The following is a 15,256-nucleotide window of genomic DNA, read 5'->3' on the forward strand; positions in this document are numbered from 1 at the left end:
CATGGCAGTAGTTAAGACCAAACCTACTTCCGCCGGTCGTCGCCATTTGGTGAAGACTGTCAACCCCGACCTTTATAAAGGTCGTCCGGTTGCCTCTCTGGTCGAGTCCCAGACCCGCACTGGTGGTCGTAACAACAAAGGCCGCATTACCACTCGCCACATCGGTGGTGGTCAGCGCCAGCATTATCGTCTGATCGATTTTAAACGTACCAAGGACGGCATTCCTGCTGTTGTTGAACGTATCGAATACGATCCGAACCGTAGCGCCCACATCGCGCTGCTGAAGTACATGGACGGTGAACGTCGCTACATCATTGCTCCTAAGCGTGTCAGCGTTGGTGACCGTCTTGAATCCGGTGTTAACGCCGCAATCCGCAGTGGTAATACACTGCCGCTGCGTAACATTCCGGTCGGTTCTGTCATCCACTGCATCGAGCTGAAACCGGGTAAAGGTGCTCAGTTGGTTCGCAGTGCTGGCGCAAGCGCTCAGCTGGTTGCCCGTGAAGGCAACTACGCGACTATCCGCCTTCGTTCTGGCGAAATGCGTCGTGTACTGGCTGAATGCCGCGCTACGCTTGGTGAAGTCGGCAACTCTGAACACAGCCTGCGTCAACTGGGTAAAGCCGGTGCCAAACGCTGGAAAGGTGTGCGTCCGACAGTTCGCGGTGTTGCAATGAACCCGGTTGATCACCCGCACGGTGGTGGTGAGGGTCGTACCAGCGGTGGCCGTCACCCGGTTTCTCCGTGGGGCGTTCCGACCAAAGGTCACAAGACCCGCAAGAACAAGCGCACCGATAAACTGATCGTTCGTCGCCGCAAGGCCAAGTAATAGAAACTAAGGGGTAACGGCTGTGCCACGTTCACTTAAGAAAGGTCCCTTCATTGACCTTCATCTTTTGAAGAAGGTTGAGGCGGCTGTGGAGAAGAACGACCGCAAACCGATCGTCACTTGGTCGCGTCGTTCCATGGTCCTGCCAAACATGGTAGGTCTCACCATTGCTGTCCATAACGGTCGCCAGCATGTACCGGTCTACGTCTCTGAAGAGATGGTCGGTCACAAACTCGGCGAGTTCGCTGCAACCCGCACCTATCGCGGTCACGCGGCTGACAAGAAAGCCAAGCGGTAAGTAAGAGAGGACCATAGAAATGGAAGAAGTAGCTGCTAAATTGCGCGGCGCTCGCCTGTCCGCTCAGAAAGCCCGTTTGGTGGCAGATCAGGTGCGCGGAAAGCCCGTAGCGGAAGCGCTGGACATCTTGGCATTCTCTCCGAAGAAAGCCGCTGTCCTGGTACAAAAAGTGCTCAAATCCGCGATTGCTAATGCGGAAGAGAATAACGGCATGGACATCGACGAACTTCGCGTCTCGACTATCTATGTCGATGAGGGCATGACGCTGAAACGCATCCGTCCGCGTGCCAAAGGCCGTGCGGATCGCATTATGAAGCGCACTTGTCACATCACCGTCAAGGTAGCCGAGAAGTAGGAGTCGACCAGATGGGTCAGAAAGTACATCCAATCGGTATGCGCCTCGGTATCGTCAAAGACCACACTTCGGTCTGGTACGCAGAGCGTGGCGCTTACGCCGACAAGCTGAACAACGATCTTCAGGTACGTAGCTTCATCGAAGACCGTCTGAAAAATGCATCCGTTAGCCGCATTCAGATCGAACGTCCGGCCAACAATGCACGTATCACCATTCACACTGCCCGTCCGGGTATCGTGATTGGTAAAAAAGGCGAAGACGTTGACCGTCTGCGCCGTGAGCTGACTGCGATGATGGGCGTTCCGGTCCATGTCAACATCGAAGAAGTTCGCAAACCCGAGCTTGATGCTCGCCTGGTGGCTCAGAACGTCGCTGGCCAGCTGGAACGTCGCGTTATGTTCCGTCGTGCCATGAAACGTGCTGTGCAGAACGCCATGCGTCTGGGTGCTCAAGGTATCAAGATTCAGCTGTCCGGCCGTCTTGGCGGTGCTGAAATCGCACGTACCGAGCAGTATCGTGAAGGCCGTGTACCGCTTCACACTCTGCGCGCAGACATTGACTACTCCACTTACGAAGCTCACACCACCTATGGTGTTATCGGCGTAAAAGTGTGGATTTTCAAAGGCGAAATTCTTGGTGGCATCGAGGAAGTCCGCGCTAAGGCGAAACAACCTCAGCAACCTGCATCCAAGAAGAAAGGTTCCAAGTAAGGGGGGGTAGTCGATGTTACAGCCCAAACGTACTAAATTCCGCAAGCAGCATAAAGGCCGTAACCGCGGCCTGGCTCAGCGCGGAAGTAGCGTGAGCTTCGGCGAATACGGCCTCAAAGCCGTAGGTCGTGGCCGCATCACTGCACGTCAGATCGAAGCTGGCCGTCGTGCCATCACTCGTCACGTTAAACGTGGCGGTAAGATCTGGATCCGCATCTTCCCGGACAAACCGATCTCCGAGAAACCTCTCGAAGTTCGTATGGGTAAGGGTAAAGGTTCTGTAGAATACTGGGTTGCCCAGATTCAGCCGGGCAAAGTGCTCTACGAAATCGAAGGTGTCTCCGAAGAGCTGGCACGTGAAGCTTTCGATCTCGCCGCTCAGAAGATGCCCGTTGCCACTACTTTCGTGAAACGGACGGTGATGTGATGAAAGCTCAGGAACTCCGCGACAAGTCAGTCAATGAGCTCAAGGCGCAGCTGCTTGAGCTGCTGCGTGAGCAGTTCAACCTGCGTATGCAGAAAGCTACGGGTCAGCTCAGTCAGGCCCATCTGTTGAAGCAGACGCGTCGCGACATCGCTCGTGTCAAGACTGTGATCAACGAGAAAGCAGGTAACTAAGATGGCCGAAGACAAAAAGCCCCGTACGCTTACCGGCAAGGTAGTAAGCGACAAGATGGACAAGTCCATCGTCGTGATGATCGAGCGTAGCGAACGTCACCCGATTTACGGTAAATACGTCAAGCGCTCCACCAAGCTGCAGGCTCATGACGAAAACAGTCAGGCGAAACTTGGTGATACGGTGTCCATCGCGGAATGCCGTCCGATCTCCAAGAACAAATCCTGGTCACTGGTAGAAGTGATCGAACGGGCGAAGGGTTAATCCCGTCTGCCAGTGCAGTCAGTTTAGGTTTGGAGAAAACCGATGATTCAGACGCAAACAATGCTGGATGTCGCTGACAACAGCGGTGCGCGCCGAGTTATGTGTATTAAGGTTCTCGGTGGTTCGCATCGTCGCTATGCGCGAATTGGCGACATCATCAAAGTGACGGTCAAGGAAGCTATTCCGCGCGGTCGTGTCAAGAAAGGTCAGGTCCTGAAAGCGGTCGTGGTCCGTACCCGTAGTGGCGTACGTCGCCCCGACGGTTCGCTGATCCGTTTCGACGGCAATGCAGCGGTGTTGTTGAACAACACCAACGAACAGCCGGTCGGCACTCGTATTTTTGGGCCGGTGACTCGCGAACTTCGTAACGAGAAGTTTATGCGAATCATTTCCTTGGCGCCCGAAGTGCTGTAAGGAGCGAAACGGACAATGCGCAAGATCAAGACTCAAGACGAAGTTATCGTCATCGCCGGCAAGGACAAGGGCAAGCGCGGAACCGTTCAACGTGTTCTGAAAGACGGCAAATTCGTCGTCGCTGGTGTGAACGTTGTTAAGCGTCACACTAAGCCCAACCCGATGCTGGGCACCCAGGGTGGTATCGTTGAGCGTGAGGCTCCGATTCACGAGTCCAACGTCGCAATCTTCAACCAGGAAACCGGCAAGGCTGATCGCGTTGGCTTCCAGGTCAAAGAAGACGGTACCAAGGTCCGTATCTACAAGTCGACTCAAAAGCAGATCGACGCCTAACGTGAGTCGGGTGGGACAATGGCGAATTTGAAAGAGCAGTTCAAGAACGAGGTTGTAGCCAAACTGACAGAACAGTTTGGCTATGCCAACGTAATGCAGATGCCCAAGATCACCAAGGTGACTCTGAACATGGGTGTCGGTGAAGCGACCAGCGACAAGAAACTGATCGACTTTGCTACCGCGGATCTCGAGAAGCTGTCAGGGCAGAAACCTGTCGTGACTAAAGCACGTAAATCCGTTGCTGGCTTCAAAGTCCGTGAAGGCTGGCCGATCGGTGTTAAGGTAACCCTGCGTGGCGAACGCATGTGGGAATTCCTTGATCGCCTGGTCAACATTGCGATCCCGCGTATCCGCGATTTCCGTGGTCTGAACCCGAAATCTTTTGACGGTCGCGGCAACTATTCGATGGGAGTGCGTGAACAGATCATCTTCCCCGAGATCGAATATGATAAGATTGATCGCATCCGCGGTTTGGATATCACGATTACCACTACCGCCAACACTGACGAGGAAGGTCGTGCGCTCCTGAGCGCTCTGAACTTCCCGTTCAAGAAATAAGGTCGGACAATGGCTAAGAAAAGTATGGTTGAGCGTGAGCTTAAACGTGCGCGCCTAGCTGAAAAATATGCCGCGCGTCGTGCTGAGCTCAAAGCAATCATCCAGAGTGTTGATGCGTCTGATGAAGATCGCTTCGATGCACAGCTCAAACTGCAGTCCCTGCCGCGTGACTCCAGCCCGGTACGTCAGCGTAAACGCTGCCGTATCACAGGCCGTCCCCATGGCTATTACAACAAGTTTGGCCTGGGTCGTAACAAGCTGCGTGAAGCCGCAATGCGCGGTGACATCCCCGGCTTGACCAAGGCAAGCTGGTAACCGCGTACACAGGAGTGCGATAAATGAGCATGCAAGACACTCTGGCGGATATGCTTACGCGTATTCGCAATGCGCAGCAGGCTACCAAGGCGACGGTTTCTATTCCGTCGTCTAAGATCAAGGTTCAGGTAGCGCGCGTACTGAAAGAAGAAGGTTACATTGCGGACTTCGCTGTCGAAGGTGACAAGCAGCCGCAGCTGAATGTGACTCTTAAGTATTTCGAAGGCAAACCGGTCATCGAACACCTGCAACGCGTATCCAAGCCTTCTCTGCGCATCTACAAGGGCAAGGATGAACTTCCCGAGGTTGCAGATGGTTTGGGTGTGGCGATCATTTCCACCTCCAAGGGCGTAATGACCGACCGCGCTGCACGTCAAGCTGGCGTCGGCGGTGAAGTCATCTGCACCGTATTCTAGGAGCGAGAAATGTCCAGGATCGCAAAATACCCGGTAACGCTGCCAAGCGGCGTCGAAGCCAAGCTCAACGACCAGGTTCTGACTGTCAAAGGCAGCCAGGGTCAACTTGAGCTGACCATCCATCCCGACGTTGTCGTGAGCCAGGAAGAAGGCAAACTGACCTTCGCTCCGAGCGAAACGGCAAAAAACTGGGCTATGGCTGGTACCACCCGTGCGCTTGCTAACAACATGGTCATCGGTGTAACCGAAGGGTTCACTCGTACACTGGAAATCACCGGTGTCGGTTACCGTGCACAAGCAAGTGGCAAAACCATCAACCTCACGCTGGGTTTCTCTCACCCTGTCGAGTATGCACTGCCTGAAGGTGTTACTGCGGAAACTCCGAAGAACACCACGATCGTGCTGAAAAGCGCTGACAAGCAGCGTCTCGGCCAGGTGGCGGCTGAAATTCGTGCCTTCCGTCCGCCGGAGCCTTATAAAGGCAAAGGTGTACGTTACGGTGACGAGCAAGTCCGTCGTAAAGAAGCCAAGAAGAAGTAAGGCAGGGTTATGAACGCGAAGAAAGAAAGTCGTCTCCGTCGTGCCCGCCGCGCGCGCGCGAAAATTCGCGAGCTGGGCGTCGAGCGTCTGTGCGTCAACCGCACCCCGCGCCATATCTATGCGCAGATTATTTCTGCGGACGGTGGGCGTGTTCTCGTCAGCGCTTCGACGCTGGACAAATCGCTGCGTGAAGGTGCCACTGGCAACGTCGATGCAGCGACCAAAGTCGGCGCACTGCTGGCCGAGCGTGCCAAGGAAGCAGGTATTTCCCAGGTAGCCTTTGACCGCTCCGGGTTCAAGTACCACGGTCGAGTCAAAGCGCTGGCTGATGCTGCGCGCGAAGGCGGCCTGAAATTCTAAAGGGTGACACGATGGCGAATAACGAACAGAAAGGCAGCGGTGATCTGCAAGAGAAGTTGGTGCAGATTAACCGCGTCGCCAAAGTGGTCAAAGGTGGCCGTATTTTCGGTTTCACTGCTCTGACCGTTGTTGGCGATGGCAAAGGGCGCGTCGGCTTTGGCCGCGGCAAGGCACGTGAAGTGCCGGTCGCTATCCAGAAGGCTATGGATCAGGCGCACCGCAACATGATCAAAGTCGAGCTGAAAGGTAACACGCTGCAGTATCCGGTGCGTGCAAACCACGGGGCGTCCAAGATCTTCATGCAGCCTGCATCCGAAGGTACGGGTATTATCGCCGGTGGTGCGATGCGCTCTGTACTGGAGCTGGCAGGTGTTCAGGACGTTCTGGCTAAGTGCTACGGCTCGACCAACCCGGTCAACGTTGTACGTGCAACCATCAAGGGTCTCGCTTCCATGCGTTCCCCTGAAGATGTTGCTGCCAAACGTGGCCTCTCCGTCGCACAAATCACGGGGTAACTACGATGTCAGCCAAGATCAAAGTGACTCAAGTTCGCAGTGCCATCGGCACAGGCAAAAAACACCAGGCTACCGTGCGTGGCCTGGGCCTGCGTCGCATCGGCCATACGGTTGAACTGGAAGACACCCCGGCCGTTCGCGGCATGATTAACAAGGTTAACTACCTTGTTCGAGTCGAGGGAGAGTAATCCATGAAACTGAATACATTGCGTCCTGCAGCGGGCGCCAAGCACGCTGAAAAACGCGTTGGCCGTGGTATCGGTTCTGGCCTTGGCAAGACCGGTGGCCGTGGTCACAAAGGTCTGAAAGCCCGTTCTGGCGGTAGCGTCAAACCGGGTTTCGAAGGTGGTCAGATGCCTTTGCAGCGTCGTCTGCCGAAGTTCGGTTTTACATCTGCAAAATCTTTGGTCTCTGAAGAGGTTCGCCTCTCCGAGCTGGCCAAAGTCAACGCTGATGTTATCGATCTGGCCGCGCTGAAACAGGCTAACGTGATCAAAGATGACACGCGCTTTGCCAAAATTGTTCTCTCTGGTGAGCTGGACAAGGCTGTCACCATTCGTGGCCTCAAAGTCACGAAAGGCGCACGCAGTGCCATTGAAAACGCTGGCGGCAAGGTAGAGGACTAAATGGCTAAGTCAGGAAACGTACCGGCAAGCTCTGGAGGTGGCTTCGCAGAACTGCGTTCTCGCCTTCTCTTCGTGCTGCTCGCGATCGTGGTGTATCGTATCGGTGCCCATGTTCCGGTGCCCGGTATCGATTCTGGCCAGCTCGCTGTTCTTTTTAATGCCAACGGTGGCACCATCCTGGGCATGTTCAACATGTTCTCGGGTGGTGCCCTCGAGCGAATGAGTGTATTCGCACTTGGTATCATGCCGTATATCTCCGCGTCGATCATCATGCAGCTGATGACAGTCGTTTCTCCTTCACTTGAGCAGTTGAAGAAAGAAGGCGAAGCTGGCCGGCGCAAGATCACACAATACACGCGTTATGCAACGCTTGTACTCGCAGTGATTCAAGCTGTCGGCATGTCAGTGGGGTTGGTCGGAGGCGGGGCAGCTCAAGGTAGCGCAACGTTCTATCTTATTACCGTTTCGACATTTGTCGCAGGTGCCATGTTCTTGATGTGGCTAGGCGAGCAGGTTACCGAAAAAGGGATTGGCAATGGTATTTCGCTGATCATCTTTGCAGGTATCGTTGCAAGTCTGCCTCAAATCATCAGCAATGCATCTACCGCAGCAAATAATGGCAATAGCAGTGTGAATGGTGCTCTGTCCCTGTTGGGTATGGGCCTCCTAGCACTGATCACCGTTGCCTTTGTTGTCTTCATTGAGCGTGGTCAGCGTCGCATTAAAGTGACCTATCCGCGTCGTCAGGTTGGCAACAAAATGTATGCGGGGCAGAACAGCTACCTGCCTATGAAGGTAAACATGGCCGGGGTTATCCCAGCCATCTTCGCGCAGAGTATCCTGTTGTTCATGGGGTCTGTTGCTCAGTGGCTGAGCAATAGCAATCGCTTCCACTGGATGAACACTGTCAGTGAAGCGTTGAAACCTGGCGCCACACTTTATGTGTTGCTCTTTACTGCAGCCGTAGTATTCTTCTGTTTCTTCTACACCGCTCTTGTGTTCAATCCCAAGGACGTTGCAGACAATCTGAAGAAATCCGGTGCATTTCTGCCAGGTATCCGTCCCGGTGAACAGACTGCTCGCTATGTCGACAAGGTAATGACCCGTCTGACGCTATTCGGGGCGGCATATATTGCCTTTGTATCACTGTTGCCCCAGCTATTGGCAGCTTTGACTGGCGTATCTGTCCAGCTAGGTGGTACCTCTGTATTGATCGTGGTTGTTGTCGTCATGGACTTCATGTCCCAGGTTCAAGCTCAACTGATGTCCAATCAGTATGAATCTGTGATGAAGAAGGCCAACCTCAAAGGCCATTGATCGCAGCTGCATCATCCGATGATGCGCCACGAGAGAATTGGAGTGAACGATGAAAGTTCGAGCTTCCGTTAAAAAGATCTGCCGTAACTGCAAGATCATACGGCGTCGTGGTGCAGTACGTGTTATTTGTACTGAACCGCGTCACAAACAGCGCCAAGGCTGATTCCCAGTCTTGCACTGTAAGCAACGTTGGTGCGGTATGCCTCTTGTCTCCTTAGTGGGATAAGAGGTATACTATTGCGCCTTTTTGTAGATAACCAATCGAGCAAGCCGCTCAATTTCGGAGTAAGCTGATGGCCCGTATTGCAGGCGTCAATATCCCGGACAACAAGCATGCGGCGATCTCGCTGACCTATATCTATGGTGTCGGCCGTACGCGCGCTCAAGAAATCTGCGCTGCTGCAGAGATCGAACCGACTGCAAAAATCGGTGACCTCTCTGCTGAGCAGATCGATGGACTGCGTGCAGAAGTAGGCAAGTACACCGTGGAAGGCGACCTTCGTCGTGAGATTACGCTGAACATCAAGCGTCTCATGGATCTGGGTTGCTACCGTGGTCTGCGCCATCGTCGTGGTCTTCCGCTGCGTGGTCAGCGTACTAAGACCAACGCGCGTACCCGTAAAGGGCCGCGTAAACCGATTCGCAAATAACGCTCATTAGTGCGTTATACATCAGGATACAACCAACATGGCTAACCCGCGTAATAACCGTAAAAAGGTTAAAAAGCAGGTAGTGGACGCTGTTGCGCACATCCATGCCTCTTTTAACAACACGATCGTGACGATCACAGACCGCCAGGGCAATGCTCTGTCTTGGGCAACCGCCGGTGGTTCGGGTTTTCGTGGTTCTCGTAAGAGCACCCCGTTCGCAGCTCAAGTAGCAAGCGAACGTGCAGCAAATGCTGCAGCCGAGTATGGTGTGAAAAACGTCGACGTTCTGGTCAAGGGTCCTGGCCCGGGCCGTGAATCTGCTGTGCGTGCTCTTAACGCCGCCGGCTTCCGTGTGCAGAGCATTACTGACGCGACGCCCATTCCTCACAATGGCTGCCGTCCGCCGAAAAAACGCCGCGTGTAAGGAGACAGATTCATGGCACGTTATATCGGACCAAAATGTAAGCTGTCCCGCCGTGAAGGAACGGATCTGTTCCTGAAAAGCGGTGCTACAGCGTTTGAGAAAAAGTGCAAGGCCGAGCAGATCCCGGGCCAGCACGGCCAGCGTCGTCAGCGTCTTTCCGACTATGGCACTCAGCTGCGTGAAAAACAGAAAGTCCGTCGTATGTACGGCGTTCTGGAAAAACAGTTCCGCAACTACTACAAGAAGGCCGCTAGCCATAAAGGTGCTACCGGTGAAGTTCTTCTTCAGTTGCTGGAAAGCCGCCTGGACAACGTTGTCTACCGCATGGGCTTCGGCTCTACCCGCGCTGAAGCACGTCAGCTGGTAAGCCACAAGGCTATCGCTGTCAACGGTCGTACCGTCAACATCGCTTCTTACAAAGTGGTTGCAGGCGACGTGATTACCGTGCGTGAACCGGCTAAGAAACAGGAACGCATTCAGAATGCCCTGTCTCTGGCTGCGAATCGCGGTGATGTTTCCTGGATCGATGTTGATGCCAAGAAGATGGAAGGCACGTTCAAAGCCGCTCCTGAGCGTAGCGACCTGTCCGCTGACATCAACGAAAACCTGATCGTCGAGCTATACTCGAAATAATCCTTGAACTTCTTGTTTGTAGGGACTTCGAGTATTCGTTTGGCAGCCTAAAGGTGTTCTTATGCAGCGTTCAGTGACAGAGTTTCTCCGTCCTCGCGATATCAAGGTCGAAGAAGTCAGCGCTAATCACGCACGGATCGTGCTCGAGCCGTTCGAGCGCGGCTTCGGCCATACCCTGGGGAACGCTCTGCGTCGTATCCTTCTTTCTTCTATGCCGGGCTGTGCTGTAGTCGAGGCTGAAATTGAAGGTGTCGAGCATGAGTACAGCGCCATTGAAGGCATTCAGGAAGATGTTATTGAGATCCTCCTGAATCTCAAGGACGTGTCCATCAAGATGCATGGACGCGACGATGCTGAGCTGGCGCTGAACAAGCAGGGTCCTGGTGTCGTGACTGCCGGTGATATCGCCGTAGGTCATGACGTCGAGATCGTCAACCCGGATCATGTCATCGCTCACTTGAACGATGGCAGTGCGCTCAATATGAAGCTCCGCGTTATGCGCGGACGTGGCTACGAGCCGGCAGATGTTCGCAAACAGGCGGATGACGAAACCCGTCCGATCGGTCGTCTCCAGCTGGATGCTACCTTCAGCCCGGTGCGTCGCGTTGCCTATTCCGTTGAGTCTGCGCGTGTCGAGCAGCGTACCGACCTCGACAAGCTCGTGATCGATCTGGAAACAGATGGCACTCTGGATCCCGAAGAGGCGATCCGCCGCTCCGCAACGATCCTGCAGGAGCAGCTTGGTGCCTTTGTTGATCTGGAAGCCGACAAAGAGCAGGAAGTCGAAGAGGAAGAGGATCAGATCGATCCGATTCTGCTCCGTCCCGTAGATGATCTTGAGTTGACCGTTCGTAGTGCAAACTGCCTCAAGGCCGAAAATATCTATTACATCGGCGATCTGATTCAGCGCACTGAAGTTGAGCTGTTGAAAACGCCGAACCTGGGTAAAAAATCCTTGAATGAAATCAAGGACGTCCTTGAAGCACGTGGTCTTGCGCTTGGCACTCGGCTGGATAGCTGGCCGCCTGCAAGCCTCAAAGACGACAAGGCCTCTGCCTGAAACGGCTGACTCGAGTCCAAGATTGGTAAGGAATTACAACCATGCGTCATCGTAAGAGTGGTCGTCAGCTCAATCGTAATGCTTCGCACCGCCACGCCATGTTCAAAAATATGAGCGTGTCTCTGGTCGAGCACGAAATCATCAAGACTACCCTGCCGAAAGCCAAGGAACTGCGTCGTCATATCGAGCCGCTGATCACCCTGGCTAAAAACGACAGCGTTGCAAACCGTCGTCTGGCATTCAGCCGTACGCGTTCTGACGCTGCTGTTGGCAAGCTCTTCTCCGAGCTGGGTAAACGTTATGCAAACCGTCCGGGTGGCTACGTTCGCATCCTGAAATGCGGTTTCCGTCGTGGTGACAATGCTCCGATGGCATACGTTGAGCTTGTTGATCGTCCCGTTGCAGAAGCAGCTGGCGAAGAATAAGCACGATCCGGTAACTGCAGCCTAGTCTGTAGGTATCGTGGAACGAAACCGGCTTGCCCTTTAGGGTGGGCCGGTTTTTCTTTATTCAGCAGTTGCACTGACCGGTCAGGCTCTGTTTACTTTCACCACCTCACCACCTCACCACCTCACCACCTCACCACCTCACCACCTCACCACCTCACCACCTCACCACCTCCATTTCGCCTGTCTTCGCGTTGAGGGCGACTATTGCCTCTCTTGGCCCTTACCGTGCTCACCACAAAACGCTTCACACTTTCTCTTACTCTGTAGGGAGGCGCAGATAGCTGAATAAATTCAGGCCAAAGCAGGGCTTGCCCTCAAGCAGAGAAGTACGGTGCCGTCATTGGCAATGAGAGGGAACGCGTGAATCTGGCGTTAGCTCTTATGCTGAGCGCTCATTGCGACTACATAGATATTTGTGCGGCTCTTAGCGTAGGTCTGCGACAGCTGTCCGTGCCGTCGGCGTGGCAAAGACCACGGCGCAAGACATATTGCGTATCAAAGAGGCTCGCTTTGCTTTACATGCGAAGGACTATTTCAGAGAACTATAAAAAAGCCTCCCAATGTGTCGAAGCACATTAGGAGGCTAGTCTCAGGCGCTTGTAATGGCGCCTTGGGTGATGAGAAAGCAGGGGGAGGCGGGAATAAGCCCCGTCCTTCCCGATTTACGCTTGCTGAGCGCGTTCTAGCAGTGGTTTCAGGAAATGCCCAGTATGAGACTGCGGTGCATTGCTGACGGTCTCTGGCGTGCCTTCTGCAATGATGCGTCCACCTTTTGAGCCACCTTCGGGGCCGAGGTCGATCAGCCAGTCGGCTGTCTTGATGACGTCGAGGTTGTGCTCAATGACGACGATGCTGTTGCCCTGATCGCGAAGACGATGAAGTACCGTCAGCAGCTGACGGATATCTTCGAAATGAAGCCCTGTTGTCGGCTCATCAAGAATGTACAGTGTGCGACCCGTATCGCGTTTGGCCAGTTCGCGGGCCAGTTTAACGCGCTGGGCTTCGCCACCCGATAAGGTTGTGGCGCTCTGTCCGAGGCGGATATAGGAAAGCCCTACGTCCATAAGGGTCTGTAGGCGTCGAGCGATAGCCGGTACTGGGCTGAAGAACTCCAGTGCTTCTTCTACGGTCATATCGAGCACTTCATGGATGTTGCGCTCTTTATAGAGAATCTCGAGTGTTTCTCGGTTATAGCGCTTGCCGTGGCAGACATCGCAGGGCACATAGATGTCAGGCAGGAAGTGCATCTCTACCTTGATCATGCCGTCGCCTTGGCAGGCTTCGCAGCGGCCGCCCTTGACGTTGAAACTGAAACGTCCGGGCTTGTAGCCGCGAGAGCGAGCTTCCTGCGTTCCGGCAAATAGTTCACGAATCGATGTAAAAATGCCGGTATAGGTTGCCGGATTAGAGCGTGGAGTACGGCCGATCGGGCTTTGGTCAATGTCGATGACCTTATCGAGTAGCTCCAGACCCTGAATGCTTTTATAGGGCGCTGGCGACAGGCTGGTGGCCTTGTTCAGTTCGCGCGCAGCGATCGGCATCAGGGTTGAATTAACCAGTGTTGATTTCCCTGAGCCGGAGACACCCGTAACGCATACGAACAGCCCTAGGGGGATGGTCATGTCCACATTGTTGAGATTGTTGCCACTGGCGCCACGCAGTGCCAGCTGGCGCTTGGGGTCTGGCTCGTGGCGGATGGCGGGCACTTCGATGCGACGAGCACCGCTGAGGTATTGGCCCGTCAGCGATTCAGGGTTATGCGCTATTTCGTCCGGTGTGCCTTGAGCGACGATGCGGCCGCCGTGTACCCCCGCGCCTGGCCCAATATCCAGCACGTAGTCGGCTGCACGGATGGCGTCTTCGTCGTGTTCGACGACGATGACCGTATTGCCAAGGTCTCGGAGATGTTTGAGCGTATCGAGCAGTCGATCGTTGTCGCGCTGGTGCAGCCCGATGGAAGGCTCATCAAGGATGTACATGACACCGACCAGACCGGCACCAATCTGGCTGGCCAAGCGAATGCGCTGAGCTTCACCACCTGACAGCGTGTCGGCACTGCGTTCTAGGGTCAGGTAGTCGAGGCCGACGTTAACGAGGAACTCTAGACGCGCGCAGATCTCCGTCAGGATGCGTGCGGCGATTTCTCCCTTGCGGCCAGGCAATGTCATGTTAGAGAAAAGCGCATGCGCATCGCCGATCGGCAGGCGTGAGAGTTCTGGCAGCGTATGCCCGTCGACGTAGACGTGGCGGGATTCTTTGCGCAGGCGGCTGCCGTGGCATTCAGGGCAAGGGCGCATGGCAATATAGCGTGCCAGATCTTCGCGTACCGAAGACGATTCCGTATCGCGATAGCGGCGTTCCATGTTGGGGATGACGCCTTCGAACGGATGGACGCGCTCGACGCGTCGCCCTCGTTCGTTTACGTAGCTGAAGGACAGCTCCTTCAGGCCGCTGCCGTGGAGGATTACGTCGCGAACGGCGAGTGACAGTTCTTTCCACGGGGTATCCAGATCGAATCCGTAGTGTTCGGCAACCGTTTCGAGCTGGCTAAAATAGTAGATGCTGCGGCGGTCCCAGCCCTTGATGACGCCTTCGGAAAGCGACAGTTCGTCATCGCGGATAAGACGAGCAGGGTCGAAGTACTGATGAACGCCAAGGCCGTCACAGCTAGGGCATGCGCCTGCCGGATTGTTGAACGAGAACATGCGTGGTTCGAGTTCTGCGATGGCATAGCCGCACACGGGGCATGCGAACTTCGATGAGAACGTGATGGGGTCTTTGTCATCATTGTCCATGAACTCAAGCATGGCGGAGCCATTGGAGAGCGTCAGCGCCGTTTCGAACGATTCCGCCAAGCGCTGCATGAGGTCTGCGCGCACTTTGATGCGGTCCACGACGACACTGATGTCATGCTTGCGGTTCTTGTCGAGTGTCGGCACATCGTCAAGCTCCATGACGTGGCCGTCGACCTGTACGCGTACGAAGCCCTGCGAACGGATTTCCGCCAGCGTTTGCAGGTGCTCACCTTTTCGGCCCCTGATGATGGGGGCAATCAGCATGACACGGGTGCCTTCGGGCAGTGCCAGCACTTGGTCGACCATCTGAGAGATGGTCTGCGCTTCCAGCTCTATATCATGTTCGGGGCAGCGCGGCGTGCCTGCGCGTGCAAACAGCAGGCGCTGATAGTCGTAGATTTCCGTGATGGTGCCGACCGTCGAGCGCGGGTTGTGCGAGGTCGATTTCTGCTCGATGGAGATAGCAGGGGACAGCCCTTCGATGTGATCGACGTCGGGCTTTTCCATCATAGACAGGAACTGTCGCGCGTACGTCGAAAGAGATTCGACATAGCGACGTTGGCCTTCGGCATATAGGGTGTCGAAGGCGAGAGAAGACTTGCCCGAGCCGGAAAGACCGGTCACGACGATCAGCGAGTCGCGCGGCAGGTCGACATCGATGTTCTTCAGATTGTGCGTGCGCGCACCGCGTACCGATATACGATCCATAGCAGCCTCGAAATGTGATCAAGCGTTTAACTATAGGCAGGAAGACATGTCTGACGCAAAGCAGCAGCTTC

25 protein-coding genes are annotated in these 15,256 nt (G+C 54.8%); 24 read left to right on the top strand and 1 reads right to left on the bottom strand.

Translation table 11 applies throughout. The annotated features are described in order from the left end of the window. Position 1: 1 nt before the first annotated feature. The 24 genes from rplB to rplQ all read left to right on the top strand — a co-directional run bounded on the left by rplB (position 2) and on the right by rplQ (position 11,658). Positions 2 to 829: a 50S ribosomal protein L2 gene (rplB, locus tag ACMHYW_RS01610; RefSeq protein WP_414500613.1), complete on the top strand. Its 828-nt coding sequence runs from the start codon at positions 2 to 4 to the stop codon at positions 827 to 829. Between the two features lie 22 nt (positions 830 to 851). Further along, the gene (gene rpsS, locus ACMHYW_RS01615; protein ID WP_027704516.1) at positions 852 to 1,127 is read left to right on the top strand and encodes a 30S ribosomal protein S19; all 276 of its coding nucleotides are present in this window, start codon (positions 852 to 854) and stop codon (positions 1,125 to 1,127) included. A 19-nt stretch (positions 1,128 to 1,146) separates the two neighbouring features. Continuing rightward, complete coding sequence (gene rplV, locus ACMHYW_RS01620) at positions 1,147 to 1,482, top strand: 50S ribosomal protein L22 (protein WP_027704517.1); 336 nt, start codon at positions 1,147 to 1,149, stop codon at positions 1,480 to 1,482. 11 nt (positions 1,483 to 1,493) lie between these two features. Continuing rightward, the gene (gene rpsC / locus ACMHYW_RS01625) at positions 1,494 to 2,192 is read left to right on the top strand and encodes a 30S ribosomal protein S3 (RefSeq protein ID WP_027704518.1); all 699 of its coding nucleotides are present in this window, start codon (positions 1,494 to 1,496) and stop codon (positions 2,190 to 2,192) included. A 13-nt stretch (positions 2,193 to 2,205) separates the two neighbouring features. Continuing rightward, on the top strand, positions 2,206 to 2,619 hold the full coding sequence (gene rplP / locus ACMHYW_RS01630) for a 50S ribosomal protein L16 (RefSeq protein ID WP_027704519.1): 414 nt from the start codon (positions 2,206 to 2,208) through the stop codon (positions 2,617 to 2,619). Further along, on the top strand, positions 2,619 to 2,810 hold the full coding sequence (gene rpmC / locus ACMHYW_RS01635) for a 50S ribosomal protein L29 (RefSeq protein ID WP_027704520.1): 192 nt from the start codon (positions 2,619 to 2,621) through the stop codon (positions 2,808 to 2,810). The genes rplP and rpmC overlap by 1 nt, the downstream gene beginning before the upstream one ends. A 1-nt stretch (position 2,811) precedes the next feature. Further along, positions 2,812 to 3,072, top strand: coding sequence for a 30S ribosomal protein S17 (gene rpsQ / locus ACMHYW_RS01640; RefSeq protein WP_027704521.1), 261 nt, complete (start codon positions 2,812 to 2,814; stop codon positions 3,070 to 3,072). Between the two features lie 42 nt (positions 3,073 to 3,114). After that, the gene (gene rplN, locus ACMHYW_RS01645) at positions 3,115 to 3,486 is read left to right on the top strand and encodes a 50S ribosomal protein L14 (RefSeq protein WP_027704522.1); all 372 of its coding nucleotides are present in this window, start codon (positions 3,115 to 3,117) and stop codon (positions 3,484 to 3,486) included. Positions 3,487 to 3,501: 15 nt separating this feature from the next. Further along, positions 3,502 to 3,819, top strand: a complete 318-nt coding sequence (gene rplX, locus ACMHYW_RS01650) for a 50S ribosomal protein L24 (protein WP_027704523.1) — start codon at positions 3,502 to 3,504, stop codon at positions 3,817 to 3,819. Between the two features lie 18 nt (positions 3,820 to 3,837). Continuing rightward, entirely contained in the window at positions 3,838 to 4,377 is a 540-nt protein-coding gene (gene rplE, locus ACMHYW_RS01655; protein WP_414500614.1) for a 50S ribosomal protein L5, read from the top strand. A gap of 9 nt (positions 4,378 to 4,386) precedes the next feature. Further along, a complete protein-coding gene (rpsN, locus tag ACMHYW_RS01660) occupies positions 4,387 to 4,692 on the top strand; it encodes a 30S ribosomal protein S14 (RefSeq protein ID WP_027704525.1) in 306 nt (101 codons plus the stop codon). 23 nt (positions 4,693 to 4,715) lie between these two features. Continuing rightward, complete coding sequence (gene rpsH / locus ACMHYW_RS01665; RefSeq protein ID WP_027704526.1) at positions 4,716 to 5,108, top strand: 30S ribosomal protein S8; 393 nt, start codon at positions 4,716 to 4,718, stop codon at positions 5,106 to 5,108. A gap of 9 nt (positions 5,109 to 5,117) precedes the next feature. Then, a complete protein-coding gene (gene rplF / locus ACMHYW_RS01670; RefSeq protein ID WP_027704527.1) occupies positions 5,118 to 5,648 on the top strand; it encodes a 50S ribosomal protein L6 in 531 nt (176 codons plus the stop codon). Between the two features lie 9 nt (positions 5,649 to 5,657). Continuing rightward, on the top strand, positions 5,658 to 6,008 hold the full coding sequence (gene rplR / locus ACMHYW_RS01675) for a 50S ribosomal protein L18 (RefSeq protein WP_027704528.1): 351 nt from the start codon (positions 5,658 to 5,660) through the stop codon (positions 6,006 to 6,008). Between the two features lie 11 nt (positions 6,009 to 6,019). After that, positions 6,020 to 6,523: a 30S ribosomal protein S5 gene (gene rpsE / locus ACMHYW_RS01680; protein ID WP_027704529.1), complete on the top strand. Its 504-nt coding sequence runs from the start codon at positions 6,020 to 6,022 to the stop codon at positions 6,521 to 6,523. Between the two features lie 5 nt (positions 6,524 to 6,528). Then, on the top strand, positions 6,529 to 6,711 hold the full coding sequence (gene rpmD / locus ACMHYW_RS01685) for a 50S ribosomal protein L30 (protein ID WP_027704530.1): 183 nt from the start codon (positions 6,529 to 6,531) through the stop codon (positions 6,709 to 6,711). A 3-nt stretch (positions 6,712 to 6,714) separates the two neighbouring features. Continuing rightward, positions 6,715 to 7,149: a 50S ribosomal protein L15 gene (gene rplO, locus ACMHYW_RS01690; protein WP_414500615.1), complete on the top strand. Its 435-nt coding sequence runs from the start codon at positions 6,715 to 6,717 to the stop codon at positions 7,147 to 7,149. Further along, entirely contained in the window at positions 7,150 to 8,466 is a 1,317-nt protein-coding gene (gene secY, locus ACMHYW_RS01695; RefSeq protein ID WP_027704532.1) for a preprotein translocase subunit SecY, read from the top strand. It begins immediately after the preceding gene. Positions 8,467 to 8,515: 49 nt separating this feature from the next. After that, positions 8,516 to 8,629 carry a 50S ribosomal protein L36 gene (gene rpmJ / locus ACMHYW_RS01700; protein ID WP_077373351.1) on the top strand — a complete coding sequence of 38 codons (114 nt, stop codon included), beginning with the start codon at positions 8,516 to 8,518 and terminating at the stop codon, positions 8,627 to 8,629. A 130-nt stretch (positions 8,630 to 8,759) separates the two neighbouring features. Next, positions 8,760 to 9,116: a 30S ribosomal protein S13 gene (rpsM, locus tag ACMHYW_RS01705; RefSeq protein ID WP_027704533.1), complete on the top strand. Its 357-nt coding sequence runs from the start codon at positions 8,760 to 8,762 to the stop codon at positions 9,114 to 9,116. A gap of 37 nt (positions 9,117 to 9,153) precedes the next feature. Beyond that, a complete protein-coding gene (gene rpsK, locus ACMHYW_RS01710) occupies positions 9,154 to 9,540 on the top strand; it encodes a 30S ribosomal protein S11 (RefSeq protein ID WP_027704534.1) in 387 nt (128 codons plus the stop codon). A gap of 12 nt (positions 9,541 to 9,552) precedes the next feature. Further along, entirely contained in the window at positions 9,553 to 10,173 is a 621-nt protein-coding gene (gene rpsD / locus ACMHYW_RS01715; protein WP_027704535.1) for a 30S ribosomal protein S4, read from the top strand. A gap of 61 nt (positions 10,174 to 10,234) precedes the next feature. Continuing rightward, positions 10,235 to 11,233, top strand: coding sequence for a DNA-directed RNA polymerase subunit alpha (locus tag ACMHYW_RS01720; RefSeq protein WP_027704536.1), 999 nt, complete (start codon positions 10,235 to 10,237; stop codon positions 11,231 to 11,233). A 41-nt stretch (positions 11,234 to 11,274) separates the two neighbouring features. Then, positions 11,275 to 11,658 carry a 50S ribosomal protein L17 gene (rplQ, locus tag ACMHYW_RS01725; RefSeq protein WP_027704537.1) on the top strand — a complete coding sequence of 128 codons (384 nt, stop codon included), beginning with the start codon at positions 11,275 to 11,277 and terminating at the stop codon, positions 11,656 to 11,658. A 686-nt stretch (positions 11,659 to 12,344) separates the two neighbouring features. Here rplQ and uvrA read toward each other — a convergent pair. Next, entirely contained in the window at positions 12,345 to 15,185 is a 2,841-nt protein-coding gene (gene uvrA, locus ACMHYW_RS01730) for an excinuclease ABC subunit UvrA (RefSeq protein WP_414500616.1), read from the bottom strand. Between the last annotated feature and the right edge of the window lie 71 nt (positions 15,186 to 15,256).

The sequence above is a fragment of the Zymobacter sp. IVIA_12111.31 C1 genome (assembly GCF_047495495.1).
Classification (GTDB): Bacteria; Pseudomonadota; Gammaproteobacteria; order Pseudomonadales; family Halomonadaceae; genus Zymobacter.

Coding starts and splice junctions, on each gene's coding strand:
- ACMHYW_RS01720 (WP_027704536.1), top strand. CDS start 10,235: ATGCAGCGTTCAGTGACAGAGTTTCTCCGTCCTCGCGATATCAAGGTC.
- rplP (WP_027704519.1), top strand. CDS start 2,206: ATGTTACAGCCCAAACGTACTAAATTCCGCAAGCAGCATAAAGGCCGT.
- rpsH (WP_027704526.1), top strand. CDS start 4,716: ATGAGCATGCAAGACACTCTGGCGGATATGCTTACGCGTATTCGCAAT.
- rplB (WP_414500613.1), top strand. CDS start 2: ATGGCAGTAGTTAAGACCAAACCTACTTCCGCCGGTCGTCGCCATTTG.
- rpsN (WP_027704525.1), top strand. CDS start 4,387: ATGGCTAAGAAAAGTATGGTTGAGCGTGAGCTTAAACGTGCGCGCCTA.
- rpmJ (WP_077373351.1), top strand. CDS start 8,516: ATGAAAGTTCGAGCTTCCGTTAAAAAGATCTGCCGTAACTGCAAGATC.
- rplE (WP_414500614.1), top strand. CDS start 3,838: ATGGCGAATTTGAAAGAGCAGTTCAAGAACGAGGTTGTAGCCAAACTG.
- rpmC (WP_027704520.1), top strand. CDS start 2,619: ATGAAAGCTCAGGAACTCCGCGACAAGTCAGTCAATGAGCTCAAGGCG.
- rplF (WP_027704527.1), top strand. CDS start 5,118: ATGTCCAGGATCGCAAAATACCCGGTAACGCTGCCAAGCGGCGTCGAA.
- rpsC (WP_027704518.1), top strand. CDS start 1,494: ATGGGTCAGAAAGTACATCCAATCGGTATGCGCCTCGGTATCGTCAAA.
- rplQ (WP_027704537.1), top strand. CDS start 11,275: ATGCGTCATCGTAAGAGTGGTCGTCAGCTCAATCGTAATGCTTCGCAC.
- secY (WP_027704532.1), top strand. CDS start 7,150: ATGGCTAAGTCAGGAAACGTACCGGCAAGCTCTGGAGGTGGCTTCGCA.
- uvrA (WP_414500616.1), bottom strand. CDS start 15,185: ATGGATCGTATATCGGTACGCGGTGCGCGCACGCACAATCTGAAGAAC.
- rplO (WP_414500615.1), top strand. CDS start 6,715: ATGAAACTGAATACATTGCGTCCTGCAGCGGGCGCCAAGCACGCTGAA.
- rpmD (WP_027704530.1), top strand. CDS start 6,529: ATGTCAGCCAAGATCAAAGTGACTCAAGTTCGCAGTGCCATCGGCACA.
- rpsK (WP_027704534.1), top strand. CDS start 9,154: ATGGCTAACCCGCGTAATAACCGTAAAAAGGTTAAAAAGCAGGTAGTG.
- rpsD (WP_027704535.1), top strand. CDS start 9,553: ATGGCACGTTATATCGGACCAAAATGTAAGCTGTCCCGCCGTGAAGGA.
- rplV (WP_027704517.1), top strand. CDS start 1,147: ATGGAAGAAGTAGCTGCTAAATTGCGCGGCGCTCGCCTGTCCGCTCAG.
- rplR (WP_027704528.1), top strand. CDS start 5,658: ATGAACGCGAAGAAAGAAAGTCGTCTCCGTCGTGCCCGCCGCGCGCGC.
- rpsE (WP_027704529.1), top strand. CDS start 6,020: ATGGCGAATAACGAACAGAAAGGCAGCGGTGATCTGCAAGAGAAGTTG.
- rplX (WP_027704523.1), top strand. CDS start 3,502: ATGCGCAAGATCAAGACTCAAGACGAAGTTATCGTCATCGCCGGCAAG.
- rpsM (WP_027704533.1), top strand. CDS start 8,760: ATGGCCCGTATTGCAGGCGTCAATATCCCGGACAACAAGCATGCGGCG.
- rpsQ (WP_027704521.1), top strand. CDS start 2,812: ATGGCCGAAGACAAAAAGCCCCGTACGCTTACCGGCAAGGTAGTAAGC.
- rplN (WP_027704522.1), top strand. CDS start 3,115: ATGATTCAGACGCAAACAATGCTGGATGTCGCTGACAACAGCGGTGCG.